The following is a 21108-nucleotide window of genomic DNA, read 5'->3' on the forward strand; positions in this document are numbered from 1 at the left end:
CACGCGAACTGATCGATGCGGTCACGCATCGAAGGTCGGCCGATTCGGCCGCCGCGTCAAGCCGTTGAACCGTTGCCTCTCCCGGGCTACCTTCGCTGCATCGGAAGGGATGGGTGGGTGGCGACGACGATCGGGGCGGAAGAGGAGTTCGTCCTCCTCGACCCCGTATCACTGACACCGGTCGATCGGGCAGCGGAGGCGAGAGCCGCCCTCACCGACGCCGCCGTCGACGGCGAGATCATGTCCGAGTTCTTCCCATCGCAGCTCGAGTTCGCCTCCCCGGTATGCACGACGGCGGTCCAGCTCGGCACGTCGTTGTCGGAATTCCGCCGTGAGCTGGCCGAGTGGGCGCACAAGCATCGGGTGATCGCCGCCGGAGTCGGCGTCCCCTTCCACGTAACCGGTCAGCTTCAGGTCACGGACCTCCCGCGTTATCGGGACATCGCGGCCGACTTCGGACGCATTGTCGCGGACCACCAGATCAACGGCTTGCATGTGCATGTCGGCATGCGCAACCGCGACAGCGCCATCCTCGGCCTCAACCGGCTGCGACCCTGGCTGCCGACGCTGCTGGCGCTCTCCGCCAACTCGCCGTTCTGGGACGGCGACGACAGCGGCTTCGACAGCTGGCGCGCCATTCACAGCCGCCGCTGGACCACCCACGGGATTCCGCCCGCCTTCAGAGACGCCGAAGACTATGCACGACGCACATCAGCGCTCCACGGAATCGGGGGCACCTCCGACGCGGGAACGCTCAACTGGGTCGTCCGCCCGTCGGAGAAGTACCCGACGCTCGAAGTGCGCGCATTCGACGCGCAACTCGGTTGCCGGACCAGCACAGCTCTCGCCGTCCTCGTCCGCGGGATCGTGGATGCCGACGGCGACGAGCAACCCCACGAGGCCGAGCTCCTGGATGCCGCGTACTGGCACGCGGCGCGATACGGACTCGAGCGCAACCTGTTCGATCCACGAGCCGGACGGATGCGGCCAGCCGCAGACGTCGTCCACGCACTTCTAGACGTCGCCGCGCCCGGACTAGAACGACACGGCGACGCGGAACACGTCGGAGCCGTCGTCCGAGAGATCCTGCAGCACGGCAACGGCGCAACCCGACAGAGGCGGGCATATCGCGAAGGAGGTCAGCTCGCGCTGGGGACCCTCCTCGACCAGGCCGCCCGGTAGCGGCCTACCGCGACTTGCGACCGCGCTACCCTCCTGACGGGTTCTCCACCGGCGACTCGTCCGGCTCAGTCCCCTGCTCCGGATCGACTTCCTCCGGATGCGTAGTCGGTTCCTGCCGCGGCTTATCGGTCATCAGCGCCACCACCCGAGGCAGTATCCTTCCCGTCGTCCGGGCTCTCCGCGTCAGTACCGGAACCGTCCGGGAGATCGTCCGGATCGGGACGATTCGTGTCGCGCTCAGCCATAGAGGCCCTCCCTCATCGTTGCTTAGGAGTGAGACAGTACGCCGCTCGCGTCGGATGTCGACCAGACTGAAGCAATCGGGCCGTTGCCCCATGTCGCTGGTCAAAACTTCCGCGCCTCGCGCCGGAACACCAGCAAGGTCCAAGCAATTCGAGCGACTTCGACGGGCGGTCCGTCGGTCGGCCCAGGGCTCAAGTGACGCTGTCCTGGACCTTGGCCGCCGTACAAGCCGGGTCTCGCGGGGTGACGGGCCTGGATGACACCATCAAGACCCCATCCTGGTTGGTTCGTCCTGTGTCACAGTTGCGGAGTATGGCCTGAGCGCACCCCATCCAACGTTCTGGGATCTACTAACACGGCTTCCAGAGATTCCGCCGCTTCATGGAGGCCTCCGCGATGGGAGGTAGCGAGGAGCGGCTAGCGAGACTCGCCGGCGCCCACTTGCGCTTGATCGTTCGTTTGGGAATGACTCCGCTCATTCCCGGTCGTCGCCGTCTTCGTCTCGGTCGTGGAAACCGGTCGTGACATCCTCAATCACGTCGCCCAGGACACCATGTCCCTCATCGCGCTGATCGTCGCCTGTACCAGGGCCATCGGCGTCCCCGTTCAACCCCGGCGCTAACCCGTTCGTCTCGTCGAACGCGCTCTCCTGAGGATCGGTCTCTTTATCCACAGCGGTCTCCTTCTTGAACCGGCGAGCACAGAGCGTTCTCGCGTGGAGCGGACGGTAGACCGCCCGCGACTTCAATCCAACGGGGTGGGCGCTGCCAGAGGCAGAGCCGATGAAGCGACGCGGACGCGGGGATCACTCGGCAGAGCGCGGCCGTGGCGTGACGGCGAGCAGCGCCCGAGAATCAGCAGCGATCGAGCCGTGACCGACAGTTATCGAGTCTACCCCTCCGACCGGATTTGCAGGCGGCATCACCACCGCCCCAGGGCGCCTCCCGTCCTGACGGAAATCACACCACCGTCGAGAGGCGCCCCCGTGGCTGCAGTGACCGAGTCCATCGACGTGTCCGTGCCGATCAGCACGGCCTTCAACCAGTGGACGCAGTTCGAGTCGTTCCCGCATTGTCTCGAAGAGGTGGAGGACGTGCAGCAACTCGACGCCACCAGGAACCGTTGGCGCGTGCGCATCGGCGGCCAGGAGAGAGTCTGATTCCGTGATCTCCGAGCAGCTGCCGGCAATTTGCAGCGACGGCAGGTGTGGCGCTACCGACGTAATTGATGCCCGGAGCAGCCCACGGAAACGGTCACCCCAGCTGAGCCCTCGGCCGCTCGGACGACACCGACATCCCCGACTCGGCTCGGCAGAGCGGATTAGTGCAGCGCGATGGCAGCGGCACAACGGTCCACGTACCTGATGCGCCGCGACCCAGCCGACGCTGCTCGCGTATAAGCCCCCCGCACACGGCGCAGCGCCGTACCTCCGCACCCATCTGAAAACCTCCCTTCGAGCCCCGTTGAGGGGTGGGCGCCCGGTCCCCTACGGACGCCCACCCCTGCCGCTCTCGGGAATACAGTTCGTCGTCCGCCCCATACGGTTCGACCTGTTCGTCCGAGAGCTTTTCGTGCGCTGCGCTTATGCGGTCACGGGTCGGCGGCCGCGTTCGGCGGCCGACTCGACCTGGATCTTGCGCGGCTTCGCGCGTTCGGCGATCGGGATGACCACCGACAGGACGCCGTTGTCATAGCTGGCGCTGATGCCTTCGGCATTCACGTCGTCTCCGATCGAGAACTGGCGCATGTAGGAGCCGAACGGCCGCTCCTGGGCCAGCCACCGGGAGTTCTCCCGGTTCGCGGCAGAGCGTTGCGCGCGAATGGTCAACAGGTGCCCGTCGACATCCACATCCACCGAACCCGGGTCGATCCCCGGCAGATCGGCGTTGAGGACGTACTGGTCGCCTTCGCGGAACAAGTCCACCGGCATGATCCGGGGCTGCCTGCTGGTGTCGAACACGCTCTGAGCGATCCGATCCAGCTGGCTGAAAGGATCAAATGACATCGACATGGTGAGATTCTTCCTTTCCACTTGACTGTGCGTTTCTTACTGTGTGCTTCGGTTTCTCACGCTGGGGCGCTTCACACCCCTGAACGGTGGCGAACGGATAGGCGAATCCGCCCGACGGAGGGCGCCCCGCGCATCCGGGAGCCCGGGCTCGTGAACTCCCACGACGCCGCGGGAACGACCCGGCCGCGACGCGTCGCTGGCAGCCGGGATATCCCCCGAGCCGCCCACGATCGCCCAGAATTCGCCGTCCACCCATTCCGGGTCGGCGCAGATGATGTCCGCGAAGGTCTCCGCGATCGAATCGACCATGCCTGGCAACGCCGGTCACCTCCCTACTCCACTGCAGCAGCACGGGCGAATGAACCTACCGGGGTCTGCATTATCTGCAGTTGTCGGTATAGATTTTCTACATCGCACATTGACTTAATGCAAGTCCCACAAGGAAGATTCATACATGAGTGATCCGTCGAGCAGCCAGCCCGTCTACAGCATGGCCGTGGCCGCAGAGCTGCTGGGACTGGCGCCGACGACCCTGCGGCTCTACGAACGCAAGGGACTTCTGACGCCGGCGCGCACCGACGGCGGAACCCGCCGGTACAGCGCCGACGACATCGAGCGGATGCGCCGAGTCGCCGACCTCCAGAACGAGGGCGTCAACCTCACCGGTATCAGGATGGTCCTCACCCTCGAAGGCGAGAACTCAGCACTCCGCGAACACATCACCAACACCACCCCGACCCACACCGGGAACAACACCCACCCAGACGACTCCTAGAGTCCCAGAACAGCCAGGTCATAGGTTCCCCCGCATGGGTCCTCGATCGGCGCTTCCGCTCCTCGAGGCTGCCGTGTCGGTTCTGATACAACCCGCACTCCCGCGGCGAGCATCAGGGTCGTACAGCCATGTGAGTCAGAGACCGCGAACACGCAAGTGCTGGTCGTCGGCGTGATCTACCTCGCGGTGCTCACCCGCTTCCGTCGCCGTCCGCCGGAGATGCACCCGGACAACACCGACGCCCGCCTCCGACCAGCGGGAGCCTATGCCGGAGAGCTGAACCGGCGCGTCTGTCCCGCGCGTCGCCAGGGGCCGCGGACGCCGGCGGACGCCGGCCGACTTCCGCGATGCTAACTCTGCATGACCGGCTTCCACGCCCCCGTCGCGACCTCCTCGGACAGCTCGTCCACGCCGAACCGGTCGAACCGGAAGGTCTCGAGCACCGGTGACGAAGCTCCCGTCAGGATCTCCTCGGCGGCGAGCTCACCCAGGACGAGGCCGAGCGTCGCACCCGAGTGGGTGAACAGTGCATAGAGGCCCGGGATCGAGGGGACAGGTCCGACCACCGGCTCACCGTCGCCGGGGATGGGCTTCATCCCCGCGCCCACTCGGTGGGCCGTCAGGCGGGGGTTTCCGCTCAGGACCTTCGACGCTTCCTCGAGCAGCCCCTGCACCGACTCTTCCGGGATCACGAGCGATCCGTCCGCTGCGATCACGATCGACTGCTCGGCCCAGTCGGCGTCGAGGACCAGACGCCCGTCTGGGGTGGGTCGGATCGCGACGCGCGGGGTATTGAGCACTGTCTTCACGTCGATCTCCACCGGGTCGGTGAACACGACGAAAGCGGCAGGGGTGGAGTCTGGCACCGTCACGCCCAGCGCGGCGAGGTCGCGAGGGACGCCAGGACCGGTCGCAAGCACGACGTGATCTGCCGACAGGCGCGTGCCGTCCGCCAGGACGACACCGGCGGCTTCGCCGTCGACGATGTCCACACATGCCTCCCCGACACCTTCGCGAATCGTCGCGCCCTGCTCGACCGCCTCCGCCGCGAGCGCCGCGATCACGTCCGGCAGGCTGACCCACCCTTCGCCTGCGTTGAAGATGGCACCTTCCTCGGCGACGGCGGCGACATCCACATCGGGGGCGAACCGGGGCACGTCGGCGCGGTCGACCCAGACGGAGTCGTAGCCGTTGGCGCGCTCGAACGCGAAGGTCTCGCGGAAGCTCTCACCGTCGCCGGCCCACTTCATCGCGCCGTCGAATCGCACGAACCGATGGCCCTCCCGATGGCGCTCGCGCCAGGTGCGATAGCGGTCGAGCGCGATGAGCCGGAGGTAGTGGTACTCCGCCGTGCGATCCCCCGACGAGTTCATCCAGGCGATCGAACGGCCGGACGCTCCGTCGGCGAGGTCGCCGGAGGTGACGAGGGTCACCTCTGCGCCACCGCGCGCGAGGTGGGCGCAGGTCGAGGCGCCCAGGATGCCACCGCCGACGACGACGACACGGGAAGGGGCGTGGGGGACGGACATGGTGCTCACTTTCGATTCAGGGTGTGGATGGTGTCGATCAGTTCGAGGACGGCGAGGCTGTCGCGCGGGTCGACGGGGAGAGGCGCATCGCCGGTGAGCGACTGCGCCAGCCGCCGGTAGAAGTCGGCGTAGTCGCCCCGTGCGAGGGGGACCTCGGCGAGGTCGGAGCCGGCGCCTAACAGCGCCGGTAGGTCGGACGCGCCGAATCGTTCGGCGCCCGGGTGCTGACCCGCGGCGAGCCGATCCTCCTGCGGGTCCAGACCGGACGAGAAGAATCCGGAACGAGAGCCGAGGACCCGGAATCGCTCACCGGTGACCGGAGCGATGGCGCTCATCCAGAGGTGGCTCGTCGTGCCGGACTCATGTTCTAGCACGACGAAGACGTCATCGTCGGCCCGACCTCCTCGACGGTTGCGCACGTCGGCGTGCCCGACCCGCGCCGGCCCGAACAGGACGAGCGCCTGGTCGATCAGGTGGGCGCCGAGGTCGAACAGGATGCCGCCGCCGTCTACCGACCCGGTCTTCGACTTCCACGAGGAGTCGGGGGACGGCTTCCACCACTCGAACCGCGACTCGAAGGGCCGTACGTCTCCGAGCGCGCCGTCGTCGACCAGCCTTCTCAGCGTCAGGAAGTCGCCGTCCCACCGCCGGTTCTGGAAGACCGTGAACGGGACGCCGGCCGCCTCTGCGCGCTGGATGAGTTCGCGGCCCGACGGCGCATCGGGGGCGAAGGGCTTGTCGACGACGGTGGCTTTCTCCGCCTCTACCGCGGCTGTCGCGTGGGAGACGTGCAGCGGCGTCGGCGACGCCACGACCACCAGGTCGATTCCGGGATGCGCGAGCAGCGTATCCACGTCGGCGACTGCTGTCGCGTCCGGGTGGGCGGCGTGCAGCCGGGCGGTCTGCGAGGTGACGACCGCCGTGAGATCGAAGGCGGGGTCGGCGGCCAGCAGCGGGGCGTGGAACACGCGCCCCGCCACGCCGTAGCCGATGAGGCCGACACGGATCGGCGCCGGGGCGCTCACAGCACTTCCGACAGGAACCGCTGGAGGCGCGGGCTCTCCGGCCGCTCGAAGAGGTCGGCGGGGCGGCCGGTCTCCACCACGCGTCCCTCGTCCATGAAGACGACCTGGTCGGCGACCTTGCGGGCGAAGTTCATCTCGTGCGTGACGACGACCATGGTCATCCCGCGACGTCCCAGATCCGCCATGAGGTTCAGCACGCCTTTCACGAGCTCCGGGTCGAGCGCGCTGGTGACCTCGTCGAACAGCATGACCTCCGGCTCCATCGCGAGCGCCCGCGCGATGGCGACGCGCTGCTGCTGACCGCCGGAGAGGTCGCGCGGTCGGTGGTCCATCCGCTCGCCCAGACCGACCTCGGCCAGGCGCTCCTCTGCGACGCGCCTGGCCTGATCCCTCGGCAGCTTCTTCACCGAGCGCAGGGCGAGCATCACATTCTCGAGCGCCGTGTGGTCGGGGAACAGGTTGAAGTGCTGGAACACCAGCCCGATCCGGCGGCGGAGCGCATCCGGCCTCGTGCCGAGGATGCTCTCGCCGTCGAGTCGCATGTCGCCCGACTTCGGCTCGTGCAGGCGGTTGATGCCGCGCAGCATCGTCGATTTGCCCGACCCGGACGGCCCGATCACGCACGTCGTCGTGCCGGGTGCGACCGAGAAGCTCACGCCGCGGAGGACGTCGACCTCGCCGTAGGCCATCGTGAGGTCGACCAGCTCGAGGGCCGAGCCCCGGAAGTCCGGCTTCGTCTGGGCGGGTAGTGGAGAGGTGTAGGTCATGTGTTGCTCCCGAGGGTGATCGGCGCAGGGGTCTGCACCTCGTCCAGCTCGTCCAGGCCGCTCCTCGGCGTGGTCGGCTTACGGCGACCGGTGCGGAACCGGTTGTCGAAGTGGTTCACCACGTGCGTGAGGGGCACGGTGATGACCAGGTAGAACAGCCCGGCGAGGACGAGCGGAGACAGGTTGCCGGTCAGCACGGCCGCGTCCTGTCCGACCCGGAACAGCTCGCGCTCCCCGACCAGGAGGCCGAGGAAGTACACCAGGCTGGAGTCCTTCACGATCGCGATGAACTGGTTCACCAGGGCCGGGAGGACCCGACGCACGCCCTGTGGCACGACGACCAGGCGCATCGCCTTGCCGTAGCTCAGACCGAGCGCCCGGCACGCCTCCAACTGGCCGCGATCGACGCTCTGGATGCCGGCGCGGAAGATCTCGCCGATGTACGCCGACGCGATCAGGGACAGCGCCAGGATCCCGAGCGGATAGGGTGACGGACCGAAGACCGATTGCGAGAACCGCGCGAACCCCTGCCCGATCAGCAGGATGGTCAGGATCGCGGGAAGGCCGCGGAAGATGTCCGTGTAGACGCGCGCCGGGATGCGCAGCCAACGCGACGTGGAGATCCCCATGACCGCGAGGACCATGCCGAGCACGACGCCCAGCACGGTCGCCGCTGCGGAGATGATGAGAGTGTTCACCAGTCCGACGCCCAGCAGCTGCGGGAAGACCTGCAGCATCGACGGGAGGTCGAAGAAGGTGTGTGTGATGGTGTCGAGCCAGTTCATCGGGAGTTCCCTGACGGGCTACTTGCTCGGCGTGGGGGTCGAGGTCTGCTCGGCCTTGGGGAGGTACTGCTCGGGCATCGGCGAGCCCGGGAACCACTTCTGGTAGAGCTTCTTCCAGGTGCCGTCCTCCATCGCAGCGTGCAGCGCAGTGTTCAGCGCGTCCTTGAGCTTGGGGTTGCCCTTCGCGATCGCGAAACCGGCGGGCGCGTCGAACGAGGGGATGTCGTCGGCGTCCTTGAGGTCCGGGTACTGCGCGATGTAGCTCTTCACCGCCTCGTAGTCGAGGAAGTGCGCGTCGATCGAGCCGCTGTTCAGTGCCGACACGGCCGAGTTGTTGTCCGGGAAGCGCACCAAGCTCGCCTTCGGGAAGTGCGTGGCCGCGTAGGTCTCCTGCAGCGTCCCCTGCACCACGCCCAGTCGCTTGCCGGCGAGGCCCTTCGCGGAGTCGATGCCCGAGCTCTTCGTGGTGAGCACGCTCAGGTAGCCGGCCAGGTAGCCGTCGGAGAAGTCGACGGTCTTCTTACGGTCGGCGGTGATACCGATCGCGGCGACGCCGACGTCGAACTGGTGATTGGCGACGGCGGCGAGGAGGCCGGAGAAGTCCTGACCGGTGAAGACCGTCTTGCCGAGTCCTGCACGCTTGGCGACGTCGGTGAGCAGCTCGACATCGAAGCCGGTGAAGTCGCCCTTGGCATCGGTGAAGGTGTAGGGCTTGGCGTCGCCGAGGCTGGCCACGCGGACTGTGCCCGCCTGGATCAGTCCGTAAGGGTTGCCCGGGGCTGCGGAGCCGGTGGCGCCGGCGGCCGAGCCCGTGCTGCCGCCGGAGGAACAGGCGGAGAGGACGAGGGCGGCTGCGGCGACGGCCGCGAGGAGGCCGGCCGGCCGGAGGATGGTGCGTCGATTCACTGCGGGATCCAATCGTGCGGTGGGCGGTTCGGCGGGACGCAGGGCGATCCACGTCGATGTGGGTTGCTGAGACCGGTCTCAGTTGGTTAGGCTGAGACCGGTCTCAGCCGGTTTTCTGGGACACTACCCGACGTATCGTCGGTTCGTCAACACGGCGAGCTACGGTGAGACGGGCGAACGGAAAGGCGGCATGGATGAGCCCTCAGCACGCGACGCGACGCGCGGCGACCGTGGCGGACATCGCCAGGGCGGCGAATGTCTCGAAGGCGACAGCGGCGAGAGCGCTCGGCGAGTACGGCCAGGTCAGCCAGGCGGTCCGCGATCGCGTGCTCGCCGCAGCCGAAGAGCTCGACTACCGTCCGAACGCGCTCGCGAAGTCCATGAACACCGGGCGGTCGAACACCATCGGGGTCGTGGTGGGCGACATTGAGAACCCGTTCTTCGCCTTGGCCATGCGCGGGATCTCGGACGTCGCCAGCGCTGCCGGCTACTCGGTCATCCTCATCAACTCCGATGAGAACGTCGAGGCCGAGGAGGAGGCCCTGGAGGTCCTCCTCGACAACCAGGTCGACGCGGTGATCGTCGCTCCCGCGTCGTCGGCGCACGTCGAGCATCTGACCAGCGCCGCGCGCGCCGGCCGGCCTCTCGTCCTGCTCGATCGCCGGGCGAACGGCGAGGGATACGACTCCGTCACCGTGGACAACCGCTCGGCGGCCGAGACGGCGACCGAGGAGCTGCTGCGTCACGGCCACCGCAGGATCGCCTTCATCTCGACACACGAGTATCCGCACCCGACGTACCGGAGAGGCGAGGAGATCACCATGTCCTCCGTCTCCGACCGCGTCGGCGGAGTCCTGCACGCACTCGACTCGGCAGGCATCGAGACCCCGGAGCAGCACATCCGTCTCGACGCGCGCAGACGGGGCGTCGACACCGTGACGCGCGAACTGCTCGGCGAGGAGCGACCCGTCACCGCGATCATCGCGTCGGACAGCCTCATCGCCATGGCGGTCTTCGCCACGATCCGGGCAGAAGGGCTGCGGATTCCGGAGGATGTGTCCCTGATCGCCTTCGACAACCCGGAGTGGACGGCTGTGACCACGCCACCGCTGACGGTGGTGGAGCAGCCGATCTACGACCTCGGAGCCGCCGCGGCACGACGCGCGCTTCAGCGGGTCCGCGGGGAGTCGGTCGCTGAACCGGCCGTGGTCTTCGGAACCCGGCTTGTGGAGCGGGGCTCGGTGGGCGCGGTGCCCGAATACGCGGTGGACGGCAGCAGCCCCCGGTAGGCGTACTCCCTACTTGCCCACGCCGCCCGCCAGCCCGCGCACGAAGTAGCGCTGGCACACGAAGAACAGGATGACCATCGGCAGGGCGGCCATCACCATCCCGGCGAAGACCACGGGGTACTGGGTGCCGTTCTTCGACATCATGTCGGCGAGACCGACGGGAAGGGTCTGCACGCCGCTGCCGCTCGTGAAGATCATGGCGAACAGGTACTCATTCCAGTTCTGCAGCACGTTGAGGACGATCGTGGTCGCGATGATCGGCAGGCTCATGGGCAGGATGATGCGCCAGAACGTCGCGGCACGCGATGCACCGTCGATGGAGGCCGCCTCGTCGACCTCGCGCGGCAGGTCGAGCATGTAGGCGCGGATGAGGAACACCGTGAACGGGATCCGGAACGCCGTGTAGAGGATCAGCAGCCCGAAGAAGGAGTCGTACAGCCCCCAGGCCTGGAACAGCTTCACCAACGGGATCAGTGCGACGGTCGGCGCGAGCATGAGCCCGGCCAGCACAACGATCGTGAAGGTCCGGTTGAGCGGGATGTCGACCCGGGTAAGGCCGTACGCCGCCCAGGCGCTGATCAGCTCGGTGATGAGCGTCGCCAGCACTGTCAGGGACACGCTGGTGAGGACGAAGTCGCCGACACCCTGGGCCCACGCCGTGGCGAAGTTCTCCCACAGCCAGCGGCTCGGCAGGGCGAACGGGTCCCCGAACAGTTCCGCGTTCGTCTTGAGGGCGTTGGTCACCATCCAGAGCAGTGGATAGAGGACGACGATGGCGAGGGCGACGAGGAGTGCCCACATCGCGACGACGCGGACGCCGCGGCCGACCCTTGCGAGGGCTACCATTCCACTCTCCTCCTGCGCGAGTATGCGAGCTGCGCCGCCGCGAGCAACAGCGTGATGACGAAGATGGCGACGCCGATGGCGGCTGCCGAGCCGAAGTCGTTGGTGACGAAGCCGGCGTGGTAGAGCCAGGTGCCGAGCACCTGGCTGGAGTTGTTCGGTCCGCCGCTGGTCATCACCATGACCTCGTTGAAGACCTGGAACGCGCCCGAGATCGTGACGATCATCATCAATCCGGTCATCTCGCGCACCAGCGGCAGCGACACCTGGAAGAACCGGCGGAGCGGCCCGACCCCATCGAGGTTCGCGGCCTCGTAGAGCTCGGTGGGGATGCGCTGCAACGCCACCGAGAACAGCAGCGCGCTGTAGCCGAAGCCCTGCCACTGGCTCATCGCGATGACGGCGAAGATCGCCGTGCCCTCGTGGCCCAGCCACGCCTGAGAGAACTGGCCCAGCCCCAGATTGTCGAGGAAGACGTTCAGCATGCCGGTCTGCGGCTGGTAGATGAAGTAGAAGAGCAGACCGGCGACGGTCAGAGAGATCGCCGACGGGATGAAGTAGATGGCGCGGAACGCCTTGCGCCACCGCTCGCTCCGCACGCTCTCGACGATCGCTGCGAGTACGAGGGCGCCGAACACCTGGAAGACGATCGAGAGCCCGGCGTACCAGGCGTTGTTGCCGAGCGCCCGCCAGAAGATCGGGTCCTGTGCGAGATTCGCGTAGTTGGCGACGCCGACGAAAGTCTGCTCGCCGCTGTAGATGTTCCACTTCAGGAAGCTGAAGACGATGTTCTGGATCAGCGGCCAGTAGACGAACACCGCGAGAACCGCGAGCGCCGGGATCAGCCAGACCAGCCCCCGCCAGCGCGCCTGCCCGCGTCGGACGACGCGCGGTGCGGCGTTGCGGGAAGGGGGTTCCGTGCGGCTGCGCTCCATGCGCGGCCGCACAGGGGCCTGAGGGGCCTGGGTGGTCGTCATTTCGACTTCTCGGACGCCTGACGCACGCTCTTCAGCGCATCCTCGGGGCTGAGGCTGCCCGAGACCAGTCCCTCGGAGGCCGCCACCCACGCGTCTCCGACGCTGGGGACGTTGGCCGTGTCGAGCCAGACCACGGTCGACTTCGCGTCACCGACGAGCGTGCTGCCCTCGGCGACCGCGGACGACGCGATCTGCTCGGTCACCACGCCCTTCACCGCGCTCGGCTGGCCGTAAGGAGCCGACGACAGGGTGGTCGCGTTCTTCTCGTTCGTCGCGAACTTCAGGAAGTCGAGTGCGAGGGCCGCGTTCTTGCTCTTCTTGTTGATCATGTAGCCCTCAGGTGCGGCCTCCAGGGTCGACGTGTCGCCCGCCGCGCCGCCGGCCGCGGGGAGCGCGAAGATGCCGAAGCCGTCCTTGGCGAGCTGGCTGTCCTTGGTGTTCACCGAGTCGAACTCGATGAGCTCCTGGTAGTACATCGCCGCCTTGCCGGTGGCCTGCTGCTGCTGGGCGGTGGTGTACGTGACGCCGTTGGAGTTGCTGCCGTCGCCGGTGCACGCGGTGACGAGCTGCTGGAACTGCTTCATGCCTTCCAGGTAGCCGGGGTCTGTGTACTTCGCGGTCTTCGGCAGAAGGTCGGCCTCCAACGCCTTCTGCGGCACGTCGTACGCGAAGAGCTGGCCGAGGTAATGGAGGCCGGGCCAGCCGTCCTTGTTGCCGAACGCGATCGGCGTATAGCCGGCGGCCTTGATGGTGGAGCATTCCGACACGAGCTGCGAGAGGCTCTTTGGGACAGAGAGCCCGAGGTCGGAGAAGATCTTCTTGTTGTAGCCCATGAACTTGGCGTCGACGTAGAGCGGGACGCCGTAGAACTTGCCGTCGTACTTGAAGGCGTTCAGCGAGCCCTCGCCGAAGGTGTCGCCCCACTTCGTCCCGGGCGCGATCACGGAGCTGAGGTCGGCAGCGAGGCCGTTGACCGCGAAGTTCTCTCCCCAGTTGCCCGCATAGCTGAAGTAGATGTCAGGCAGCGACTGCGAGCCGATCAGGACCTTCTCCTTGTCCTTGATCGCGTTGTCGTCGGTCTCCTGCGCGAGCGTGATCTTCACGCCCGAGTGGAGGTTCTCGTAGTCCTTCACCAAGTTCTCGAAGTACGAGCTCATCGGGTCGCCTGCTCCGGCGGTGAGGATGCTGAGGCTGCCGGAGAAGTCCGGCTTGGCCGAGATGTTTGCTGAACCCCCGGCGCCGGAGGAGCACGCGCTCAGCGCGAGTGCGAGCACGCCGGCCGCGGCTGCTGTGATGGTCCTGGTCTTCTTCACGCTGTACTCCCGTCGTCGGGGTGCGGCCGGATTCCGCCTAACCCGTCATTGGATCGGTTGGTTGCGACGACTATACGGGATTTTGGTACCGGTATCAACATTGCCCAAAGTTTGTGTACGTCGCCCCGTAGACGCGAATAGGGACGTGCGTGGCTCCCGACGCCGGGCGGGCTTCAGCCGCGCCGGTCGGCCACGCTGTCCCGCTCGACGAAGGACGCCTGGAGCACGTGGGTCGCGAAGGGGGCGTCGTTGCCCGCGACACGTGCGAGCAGGCATTCTGCGGCCAGCTCGCCGAGTTGATGCATCGGCTGGGCGACCACGGACATCGGCGGCGTCATGACGCTGGCCCAGGAGCTGTCGTCGAACCCAATCATTGAGACATCGTCCGGGCAGCGCAGGCCGCGCTGACGGATGGCGCGCAGCGAGCCCGTGAGCGCGTCGGTCTCCGTCGCGAAGATCGCCGTCGGCGCGTCGCTGAGCGATAGCATCCCGAGCACGGCCCGCGTCGCCTGCGACTCGTTCTTGACCACATGCGTGACCAGCCCAGTGTCGAACGGGATGCCCGCGAGCTCTAGCGCGTCGAGATAGCCGAGCAGACGCTCGCCGTCCGACCACAGCGCGTGGTCGATGATCCGGCGTAGGTCGTCCGCGTCCGCGGCGGGCTCGTTGGTCACCGGGCCCCAGACGAACGCGATCCGGCGGTGCCCGTTCTCGATGAGGGAGGTGACCGCCGCGCGCGAGGCCTCGCGGTTGTTGACGACGACGGCGTCCGCCTCCACCGTGTCGACGAGGCGGTCGAGCAGCACGATCGGGATCTCGCGCTTCGCGACGATGTCCAGATGCGGGAGCGGATCGCGCCGGCCGGCGGCTGGCGCGAGGACGATGCCGTCCACCTGCTTGTCGACGAGCACGTCGATCGCGGCCGCCTCCCGCTGCAGGCTCTCGTCCGTGCTCAGCACGAGCACGTCGTAGTCGGATTTGCGCGCGGCGTCCGTGAGGCCGCGCAACACGCCGGCGAAGAACGGGTTGCCGACGTCGGCGAGCACCACACCCAGCGTGCGGGTCTCCCCCGTCGTCATGCTGCGCGCGATCGAATTCGGCCGATAGCCGAGCTCGTTCGCCGCAGCTAGGATCCGGTCACGGGTCTTCGGGCTCACCGAGCCGTAACCTCCCAGCGTGCGGGCGACCGTCGCGCGGCCGACGCCGGCAGCCGCCGCCACCTCCGAGATAGTCGGCGACGGCGTCCGCTCATGCTCCGTGGACATCGCCACCCCTTTCTGATCCGGGGTTGGCTCACGCCCTCACCCGGCGTCGCCGGCCGACCGCGTCACGGCCCCGGCTGCGTCCACTGCTGCGTCGATGGGGCGACCGTGTCCGAAGGCCCCTTCGACGCTGCACTGCTGCGCCGCGAACTGTGCGGCCCGCCGCATGGATCGGTGCAGCGCGGCGCCGCCCGGCCGGGCATTCCTGCGCCACCCGGATCGGAGCAATTCAACCACGAACGCGCTCAGGTAGGCGTCGCCGCACCCCATAGTGTCGACGAGGGGGCCTTTCATCGGGGCCGCATCCGAGTAGTAGTACGCCTCGCCGTCGAACAGCACCGCGCCGCCTGCGCCCTGGGTGCCGAGAACGAGCGACGGGCCGTGCGAAGCGACGCGACGCAGTTCGGACCAGGTCTCCGTCCGCGGCAGCGGGCCGAGCGACACGAGCGCGAGGTCGATCCACGGGCCGACCGTGTCGAGGTACTCCGGAGTGCGGTACTCGGGTTCGGAGGAGAAGTCGTATGAGCGCAGGGATCGGGTGGCGCCGAGCTTAGGCAGCTCGGGGACGACCCCGGAGTATGCGCTGGAGTGGATGAGATGGAATCCTGCCGCGTAGCGCACGTCGTCGTCGTCCAGCACCAGAGGATCACTTATCGTGACCCCGCCCTCGTTCCAGCCGAGGAAGCGCCGCTCGCCGTCGACCGTCTCGATCTCGGTCACGCCGTTCGGACCGGGGCGCACCGGGGATCGTGAGGTATTGACCCCGGATTCCTCGATCGCGCCCCGGACGAAACGGCCGTGCGCATCGTCGCCGAAGACCCCCAGATACGCCGCCTCGGCGCCGAGCTGCCGGGAGAAGACGGCGACATTGACGGCGTTTCCTCCCGGATACTCGACCCCGCGGTCGATGAAGCGGTCGACGATGTTGTCCCCGAGGCCGAGGACGCGCACTGTGCTCATCGATACCTCAGTACGCCACGACGCGGTAGTAGCGGCGCAGGTCGAGCGAGTGGTCGCGCACCTTGGCGAGATGCTTGCTGAACCGGTCGACGACCGCGTCGGCGACCATCGGCGCAAGCAGTCCACGGAACTCATCGCTCACGCCGGGCAGGTCGTAGTCCTTCGTGTCAATGACGGTCACGTCGTTGCTGTACTCCTTCGAGAACGAGATCACCCGGTCGGTGAGCGGGCGCGTCTCGTCTTCACCGGCAAATACGATGATGCTGGTGTCCTTCTCGATGAGCTCGAGCGAGCCGTGGAAGAACTCCGCGGCGTGGACACGCGTGGTGGTGAGCCACTGCATCTCCTCGAGGATGCACATCGAGTAGAGGTACGTGAAACCCCAGAGCTGGCCGGAGCCGGTCAGGAAGTGGTAGTCGGTCTCGGCGTGCTTCTCGGCGAACGCCTTGCCGATCTCATCGGCCTGCTTCGTGACGGCGACCAGGGCGTCTGGGATCGCCTCGAGGTCGGCTACGAGCCTGTCGTAGCCGTCGAACTCGCCGCGCAGCGAGAGCAACTTGGCGCCGAAGGTGAGGAACTGGACGTCGAAGGGCCACGCCTTCGGCGCGGACAGGAGCACCTCGTCGACCGCAGAGGCGATCGGGCTGTCCCCTTGACCTGTGAACCCGATGGTGAGCGCGCCCTTCTCGCGGGCGAACTCGACGCAGTCGAGGATGTCCTCAGTCGTGCCCGAGACGGAGGCGAAGATAGCGACGGAGTCGGGGCCGAACTGCGGGTCGGGTGCGAGCGCGAACTCCTTGCCGATCACGGCGCGCACCGGGAACGACGAGCGCGTTTGGAAGAAGCGCTCGTACGGCAGTGCGGCGGCATAGGTGCCGCCCGCGCCGATGAAGTAGATGTTTTTCCAGCGGCCGGCGGCGACTCGCTCGGCGAGTGCCTCGATCTGCGGCCGGAGCGCGACGGTGCTCCGCACCTGCTCCAGGAACTCCTCTTCGTTGAAGCCCAGCATCTGTCTCCCTTCACCGATCCATTTTTGGTACCGGTATCAATATGTCTCAATGCTGGCATAGAGTCGCCGGGGAGGCAAGCGGAAGTGCAGAGGACCGGACGTCTCCATTGCCCGGTGACGTCGCGCGGGGCGGCGGGGTTAATCGCCGATCAGCACCTCCGGAGCGGGCCGCCCAGTACAGGCGCACGCCAGCCCGGCTGTCGTCCGGTCTCGGCCCGAGCTGCGCTCACTTGGTCAAGAAGCTCAGGTCAGGGGCGACGAGCCCCGCGACGATTCGGCTGCTCGATCGGAGCCGCGTCCACGAAGGTCCGTGCCATCGTTCGCCCGTCGACGGTCAGCCACAGGTGCAGCCTGGCCGAGCCGTCGGGCGCCGGAACCGTCAGCACGGCGGCGTCGCTGAGGCGGTACGGTGCCGCGGAGACGGGAGCGGACGCAGCAGCTCCCGCCCTGCCCGACAACGTCGACCCTGCGGCACCCCAGGCCGCGTGCACCACGCCCTCGACGTCGGTCACCCCGAGGTGCGACACGTGCACGGACACCGTCAGCGGCTCTACGGGCACCGGGATGTCGGCGCCGGCGTGGGCCGGGACCACATCGACCACCAGCACCGTGGAGCCGAAGGAGTCCGCGGGGTTGAGGCCGCCGAGGTCTTTGCTGCGGCGGTCGGCATCGAGCAGGCCGGCCATCTCGTGCTCGACATCGGTGAGCTCGGTGTAGACGTAACCGGCGAAGCGGTCGTGGCGGCGGATCTCCTGGGTCTGCCAGCGGACGTGCCAGGCGCGCTCCAGGCTGGTGAAGCCCGCGCCGAACTCGCTGTTGAGGATGGGGACCCCGGTTCGGGGGAAGTCCGGCGAGCCGTAGAAGGACTTGTCGACGATGAAGTCGGGGCCGAGCTTGACCTCGAACGTCTCGCGCTCCCCCGCGGCCAGCTCCGCCAGGTTGCGCGCCCAGTTCGCCGGGTTCTCGTCGTAGTAGTGCCAGTCGACGAGGTCGGTGCGGACGTGCGCCCAGCCGGAGTTCTCCACGATCGGGCGGGTGTCGTCGAGCGCCCTCATGGTCTCGTAGGCGTGCACGGCGGCGGCCGCGCGTTCGGGGCTACCGGGGATGTCCCAGTCCAGCCCCCACTCCTCGTTGTAGAGACCCCAGACGATGATCGACGGGTGGTTCCCGTCGCGCGAGACCAGCCCGGGGAGCTGCGCCTCGAACGCCTCGGCCGCCTCCGTGCTGAACCGGCTGGGGCACGGCGGCTCGGCCCACACCAGCATCCCGGTGCGGTCGGCGTAGTCGAGCCACAGCGGCTCCTCGAACTTGAGGTGCTTGCGCACCAGGTTGAAGCCCAGCTCTCGGGCGAGCTCGATGTCGCGGACGAGCGCGTCGGCGTCCGGCGCGGTGAAGCCGGTGCGCGGCCAGTAGCCCTGATCGAGGACCCCGCGCAGGTAGAAGCGCTCGCCGTTGAGGTACAGCGCCTCGCCGCGGGTCTCCATGCGGCGCAGGCCTCCGGTGACGGTCAGCCGGTCGGCCCTCTCGCCGTCGCCCAGGGTGAGCGCGATCGCATAGAGGTGCGGATCGTCGGGGCTCCAGAGCCGCGGCGCCGTGAGCTCGATGCGGCCGCGGAAGCGGCCTCCGGAGACGGGCAGCTCGATCCGGCTCCCGGCGACCTCGGCCACGACGTGGAGGCCGTCCGCCGGGTCGCCGGCGATGGCGCCCTCCAGGTCGAAGCCGGTGAGCGAGTCGCCGCGCACCGAGATGTCCGCGACATAGCTGCGGCCCCGCGCCTCCAGCCAGACGCTCTGCCAGATGCCGGAGGTGGGCGTGAAGGCGACGCCGTCGTAATCGTCGCGCGGGATGGAGCGCTGCTTGCCGTGCGGCAGGGCGCGCTTGTCCGCGGGCGCGTCGACTTCTACCTGCAGTTCGGCGGACCCGCCCGGCGCCAGCAGGCCGGTGACGTCGAACTCGAACGAGCTGTGCCCTCCGGAGTGCCGGCCGACCTCCACACCGTCGATCGACACCGTCGCGTGATGGTGCACCGCGCCGAAGCACAGCACGATCCGGCGGCCCGCCCATCCGGCCGGGGCGACGATCGTGCGCCGGTACACGGCGTGCTCGAGCCAGGTGCGCTGCACTCCGGAGGCCTCGGTCTCCCAGGCGAACGGCACCACGATCTCGTCGGGGGTGCGCTCGTCGCCTTCGAAGCTCCAGCGTCCGTTGAGGCTCAGCCAGTCCGCCGACCGGTCCCGGTCGGGACGGGGGTACTCGGGCCTCGGAACGTCGAGGCCGGCGGCGGTGAGGTCGACAGCGGGTTCTGCGATGGTCATGGAGTCAGCCCTTTACGCTTCCGGCGAGGATGCCGTTGATGAAGTGCTTCTGCAGCACGATGAACAGGATGAGGAGGGGGATGAGGGCGACGGTCGCCGCGGCGAGCAGTTCGCCGGTGACGGTCGCGTAGTCGGCGCCGACCTTGTTGCCCGAGATGTTCTGGGCGAGCGTCGAGAGCACCACCTGCAGGGTCGCCATCCGGCTGGAGCTCGCGACGACGACCGGCCAGACGAAGTCGTTGTAGATGTTCATGATGGTCAGCACCGCGAGTCCGGCCAGGCCCGGGCGGATCACGGGCACGATCACGCGCCAGAAGATCCCGAACTCGCCGCAGCCGTCGACCCGGGCCGCGTCCAGCAGTTCGTCGGGCACGGCGGCGATGACCTGCCGCATCCAGAAGATCGCGAACGCGTCGACGGAACCGGGGAGGATGAGCGCCTGGTAGGTGTTCACCCACCCGAGCTCCTTCATCTCCAGCAGCAGCGGGATGATGAGCACGATCGTCGGCAGCATCAGGGTCAGCAGCACCGCGCCGAAGATCAGGTTCTTGCCGCGGAAGTCGTACTTCGCGAACGCGTACGCGGCGAGCGGCGCGAAGAAGAGCGTGATCGCGCCCTTCACGAGCAGCACGACCCCGGTGTTGAGGAATCCGGAGCCGATCGGGACGTCCTGGATCATGCCCCGGAAGTTGTCGAGGGTGAAACCGGAGAAGCCGAGCGGGTCGCGGATGATCTCCGCCGCAGGCTTGAACGAGGAGACGATGGCCCAGGCGACGGGCGCGAGGAACGCCACCGTCAGCACGAGCAGGAAGACGTGCGAGCCGAGGTGGAGGCTGCGCCTCCTCCGGGGACGGCCGGTGGCTCCCTGATCAGGCGTCGGGGACTCGGCGCGCTCGGACGTGGAGGCGGTGCGCGCCGGCGCGCTGCGGATATCGAGGTCGGCCATCGGTCAGTCCTTGGCTCGCAGGAGGCGGACGAACACGAGCGAGAGCGCCATGACGACGATCACGAGCAGGAACGAGTTGGCCGCTCCTGTGCCCAGGTCCGCCCGGGTGATGTGGTTGTAGAGGTAGAGCCCGGCGGTGGTGGTCGACCCGTACGGGCCGCCCTGGGTCACCACGTAGGGCTCGGCGAACATCTGGAACACCGCGAGGGTCTGCAGCACCACGCAGAACATCAGCGAGCGGCGCAGCAGCGGCACCGTGATGCTCCAGAGCTGCCGGATGCGACCGGCGCCGTCGAGGGATCCGGCCTCGTAGAGGCTGGTGTCGATCGACTGGAGGCCGGACAGCAGGATGATGACGACGAACCCGGTGGTCTTCCAGAGGAAGAGGAGGGCGAGCGTCGGCTTCGCCCAGGCGCTCGTCACCAGCCAGCCGATGTGCGGCAGGCCGACCGCGCCGAGCACCGCGTTCACCGCACCGTAGTTCTGGTCGAACAGCACGATCCAGATCTGCGCGACGGCGACGAGCGGCGTCACGAACGGGACGATGAACGCCACCCGGTAGAACCCGCGCAGCCGGAGCCTCGAGGTGTTCAGCAGCACGGCGATGACCACGGAGACGACGAGCTGGATCGGGACGATCAGCAGCCAGAGGATCCCGGAGTTCGCCAGAGACGACCAGAAGTCGGGGCTGCCGAGCAGGTAGGCGTAGTTGCCGAGACCGACCCACTCCGCCGCGCCGGCACCGTGCCAGTCCGTGAAGCTCAGGCGCAGGGTGAACACGAGCGGGTAGATGCTGAACGCGAGGAAGATCGCGACGAACGGGAGCACGAACAGGTAGGGGGCGAGCCGGCGCCGCCAGGGCAGGCCGCGCCCGCGGCGCGTTCTGCCGAGGCCGGTCGCCTGCGGTGCTGTCAGTGTGGTCGTCACGTCATGTCCTCGTGGTGCGTGCGTTCGGCGGAGGGGTCGGTCCG

20 protein-coding genes are annotated in these 21108 nt (G+C 67.8%); 4 read left to right on the forward strand and 16 right to left on the reverse strand.

All coding sequences use genetic code 11. The annotated features are described in order from the left end of the window. The first annotated feature begins 15 nt into the window (after positions 1-15). Positions 16-1182 carry a YbdK family carboxylate-amine ligase gene (locus ABH923_RS09750; RefSeq protein ID WP_370055168.1) on the forward strand — a complete coding sequence of 389 codons (1167 nt, stop codon included), beginning with the start codon at positions 16-18 and terminating at the stop codon, positions 1180-1182. Positions 1183-1900: 718 nt separating this feature from the next. Here the strand turns inward: ABH923_RS09750 and ABH923_RS09755 are convergent. Beyond that, positions 1901-2098, reverse strand: a complete 198-nt coding sequence (locus tag ABH923_RS09755) for a hypothetical protein (protein ID WP_370055169.1) — start codon at positions 2096-2098, stop codon at positions 1901-1903. A gap of 312 nt (positions 2099-2410) precedes the next feature. Between ABH923_RS09755 and ABH923_RS09760 the strand changes: the two genes are divergently transcribed. Further along, a complete protein-coding gene (locus ABH923_RS09760; protein ID WP_370055170.1) occupies positions 2411-2584 on the forward strand; it encodes an SRPBCC family protein in 174 nt (57 codons plus the stop codon). Positions 2585-3007: 423 nt separating this feature from the next. On the opposite strand, the gene ABH923_RS09765 is transcribed toward ABH923_RS09760, so the two are convergent. Beyond that, complete coding sequence (locus ABH923_RS09765) at positions 3008-3436, reverse strand: Hsp20/alpha crystallin family protein (protein WP_370055171.1); 429 nt, start codon at positions 3434-3436, stop codon at positions 3008-3010. 454 nt (positions 3437-3890) lie between these two features. On the opposite strand from ABH923_RS09765, the gene ABH923_RS09770 reads away from it, so the two are divergent. After that, positions 3891-4211 (forward strand): MerR family transcriptional regulator, encoded by a 321-nt coding sequence (locus tag ABH923_RS09770; protein WP_370055172.1) that lies wholly within the window; start codon positions 3891-3893, stop codon positions 4209-4211. Between the two features lie 350 nt (positions 4212-4561). Here ABH923_RS09770 and ABH923_RS09775 read toward each other — a convergent pair whose 3' ends face one another. Genes ABH923_RS09775 through ABH923_RS09795 form a run of 5 tightly spaced genes read right to left on the reverse strand, consistent with a single transcriptional unit; the run spans position 4562 to position 9223 of the window. Then, entirely contained in the window at positions 4562-5740 is a 1179-nt protein-coding gene (locus ABH923_RS09775; RefSeq protein ID WP_370055173.1) for an NAD(P)/FAD-dependent oxidoreductase, read from the reverse strand. Between the two features lie 5 nt (positions 5741-5745). Beyond that, the gene (locus tag ABH923_RS09780; RefSeq protein WP_370055174.1) at positions 5746-6765 is read right to left on the reverse strand and encodes a Gfo/Idh/MocA family oxidoreductase; all 1020 of its coding nucleotides are present in this window, start codon (positions 6763-6765) and stop codon (positions 5746-5748) included. Further along, positions 6762-7532: an amino acid ABC transporter ATP-binding protein gene (locus ABH923_RS09785; protein ID WP_370055175.1), complete on the reverse strand. Its 771-nt coding sequence runs from the start codon at positions 7530-7532 to the stop codon at positions 6762-6764. Before ABH923_RS09785 ends, ABH923_RS09780 begins: the two co-directional genes overlap by 4 nt. Further along, positions 7529-8317 carry an amino acid ABC transporter permease gene (locus tag ABH923_RS09790; protein WP_370055176.1) on the reverse strand — a complete coding sequence of 263 codons (789 nt, stop codon included), beginning with the start codon at positions 8315-8317 and terminating at the stop codon, positions 7529-7531. The genes ABH923_RS09785 and ABH923_RS09790 overlap by 4 nt, the downstream gene beginning before the upstream one ends. Before the next feature lie 18 nt (positions 8318-8335). Continuing rightward, positions 8336-9223 (reverse strand): ABC transporter substrate-binding protein, encoded by an 888-nt coding sequence (locus tag ABH923_RS09795; RefSeq protein ID WP_370055178.1) that lies wholly within the window; start codon positions 9221-9223, stop codon positions 8336-8338. A gap of 194 nt (positions 9224-9417) precedes the next feature. Between ABH923_RS09795 and ABH923_RS09800 the strand changes: the two genes are divergently transcribed. Beyond that, positions 9418-10512: a LacI family DNA-binding transcriptional regulator gene (locus tag ABH923_RS09800; protein ID WP_370055179.1), complete on the forward strand. Its 1095-nt coding sequence runs from the start codon at positions 9418-9420 to the stop codon at positions 10510-10512. 9 nt (positions 10513-10521) lie between these two features. Here ABH923_RS09800 and ABH923_RS09805 read toward each other — a convergent pair whose 3' ends face one another. The 9 genes from ABH923_RS09805 to ABH923_RS09845 form a co-directional block, all read right to left on the reverse strand. Beyond that, positions 10522-11358: a carbohydrate ABC transporter permease gene (locus tag ABH923_RS09805; RefSeq protein ID WP_370055180.1), complete on the reverse strand. Its 837-nt coding sequence runs from the start codon at positions 11356-11358 to the stop codon at positions 10522-10524. Next, entirely contained in the window at positions 11352-12332 is a 981-nt protein-coding gene (locus tag ABH923_RS09810) for a carbohydrate ABC transporter permease (protein WP_370055181.1), read from the reverse strand. The genes ABH923_RS09805 and ABH923_RS09810 overlap by 7 nt, the downstream gene beginning before the upstream one ends. Next, positions 12329-13645, reverse strand: coding sequence for an ABC transporter substrate-binding protein (locus tag ABH923_RS09815; RefSeq protein WP_370055182.1), 1317 nt, complete (start codon positions 13643-13645; stop codon positions 12329-12331). Before ABH923_RS09815 ends, ABH923_RS09810 begins: the two co-directional genes overlap by 4 nt. Before the next feature lie 173 nt (positions 13646-13818). After that, complete coding sequence (locus ABH923_RS09820) at positions 13819-14910, reverse strand: LacI family DNA-binding transcriptional regulator (protein WP_370055183.1); 1092 nt, start codon at positions 14908-14910, stop codon at positions 13819-13821. Between the two features lie 36 nt (positions 14911-14946). Further along, on the reverse strand, positions 14947-15867 hold the full coding sequence (locus tag ABH923_RS09825; protein WP_370055184.1) for a PfkB family carbohydrate kinase: 921 nt from the start codon (positions 15865-15867) through the stop codon (positions 14947-14949). 7 nt (positions 15868-15874) lie between these two features. Continuing rightward, on the reverse strand, positions 15875-16876 hold the full coding sequence (locus ABH923_RS09830; RefSeq protein WP_370055185.1) for an SIS domain-containing protein: 1002 nt from the start codon (positions 16874-16876) through the stop codon (positions 15875-15877). Positions 16877-17124: 248 nt separating this feature from the next. Further along, entirely contained in the window at positions 17125-19191 is a 2067-nt protein-coding gene (locus tag ABH923_RS09835; protein WP_370055186.1) for a glycoside hydrolase family 2 protein, read from the reverse strand. 4 nt (positions 19192-19195) lie between these two features. After that, complete coding sequence (locus ABH923_RS09840) at positions 19196-20137, reverse strand: carbohydrate ABC transporter permease (RefSeq protein ID WP_370055187.1); 942 nt, start codon at positions 20135-20137, stop codon at positions 19196-19198. Positions 20138-20140: 3 nt separating this feature from the next. Further along, positions 20141-21064 (reverse strand): carbohydrate ABC transporter permease, encoded by a 924-nt coding sequence (locus ABH923_RS09845; RefSeq protein ID WP_370055188.1) that lies wholly within the window; start codon positions 21062-21064, stop codon positions 20141-20143. Positions 21065-21108 lie beyond the last annotated feature (44 nt).

The sequence above is a fragment of the Leifsonia sp. EB41 genome (assembly GCF_041262565.1).
Taxonomy (GTDB): Bacteria; Actinomycetota; Actinomycetes; order Actinomycetales; family Microbacteriaceae; genus Leifsonia.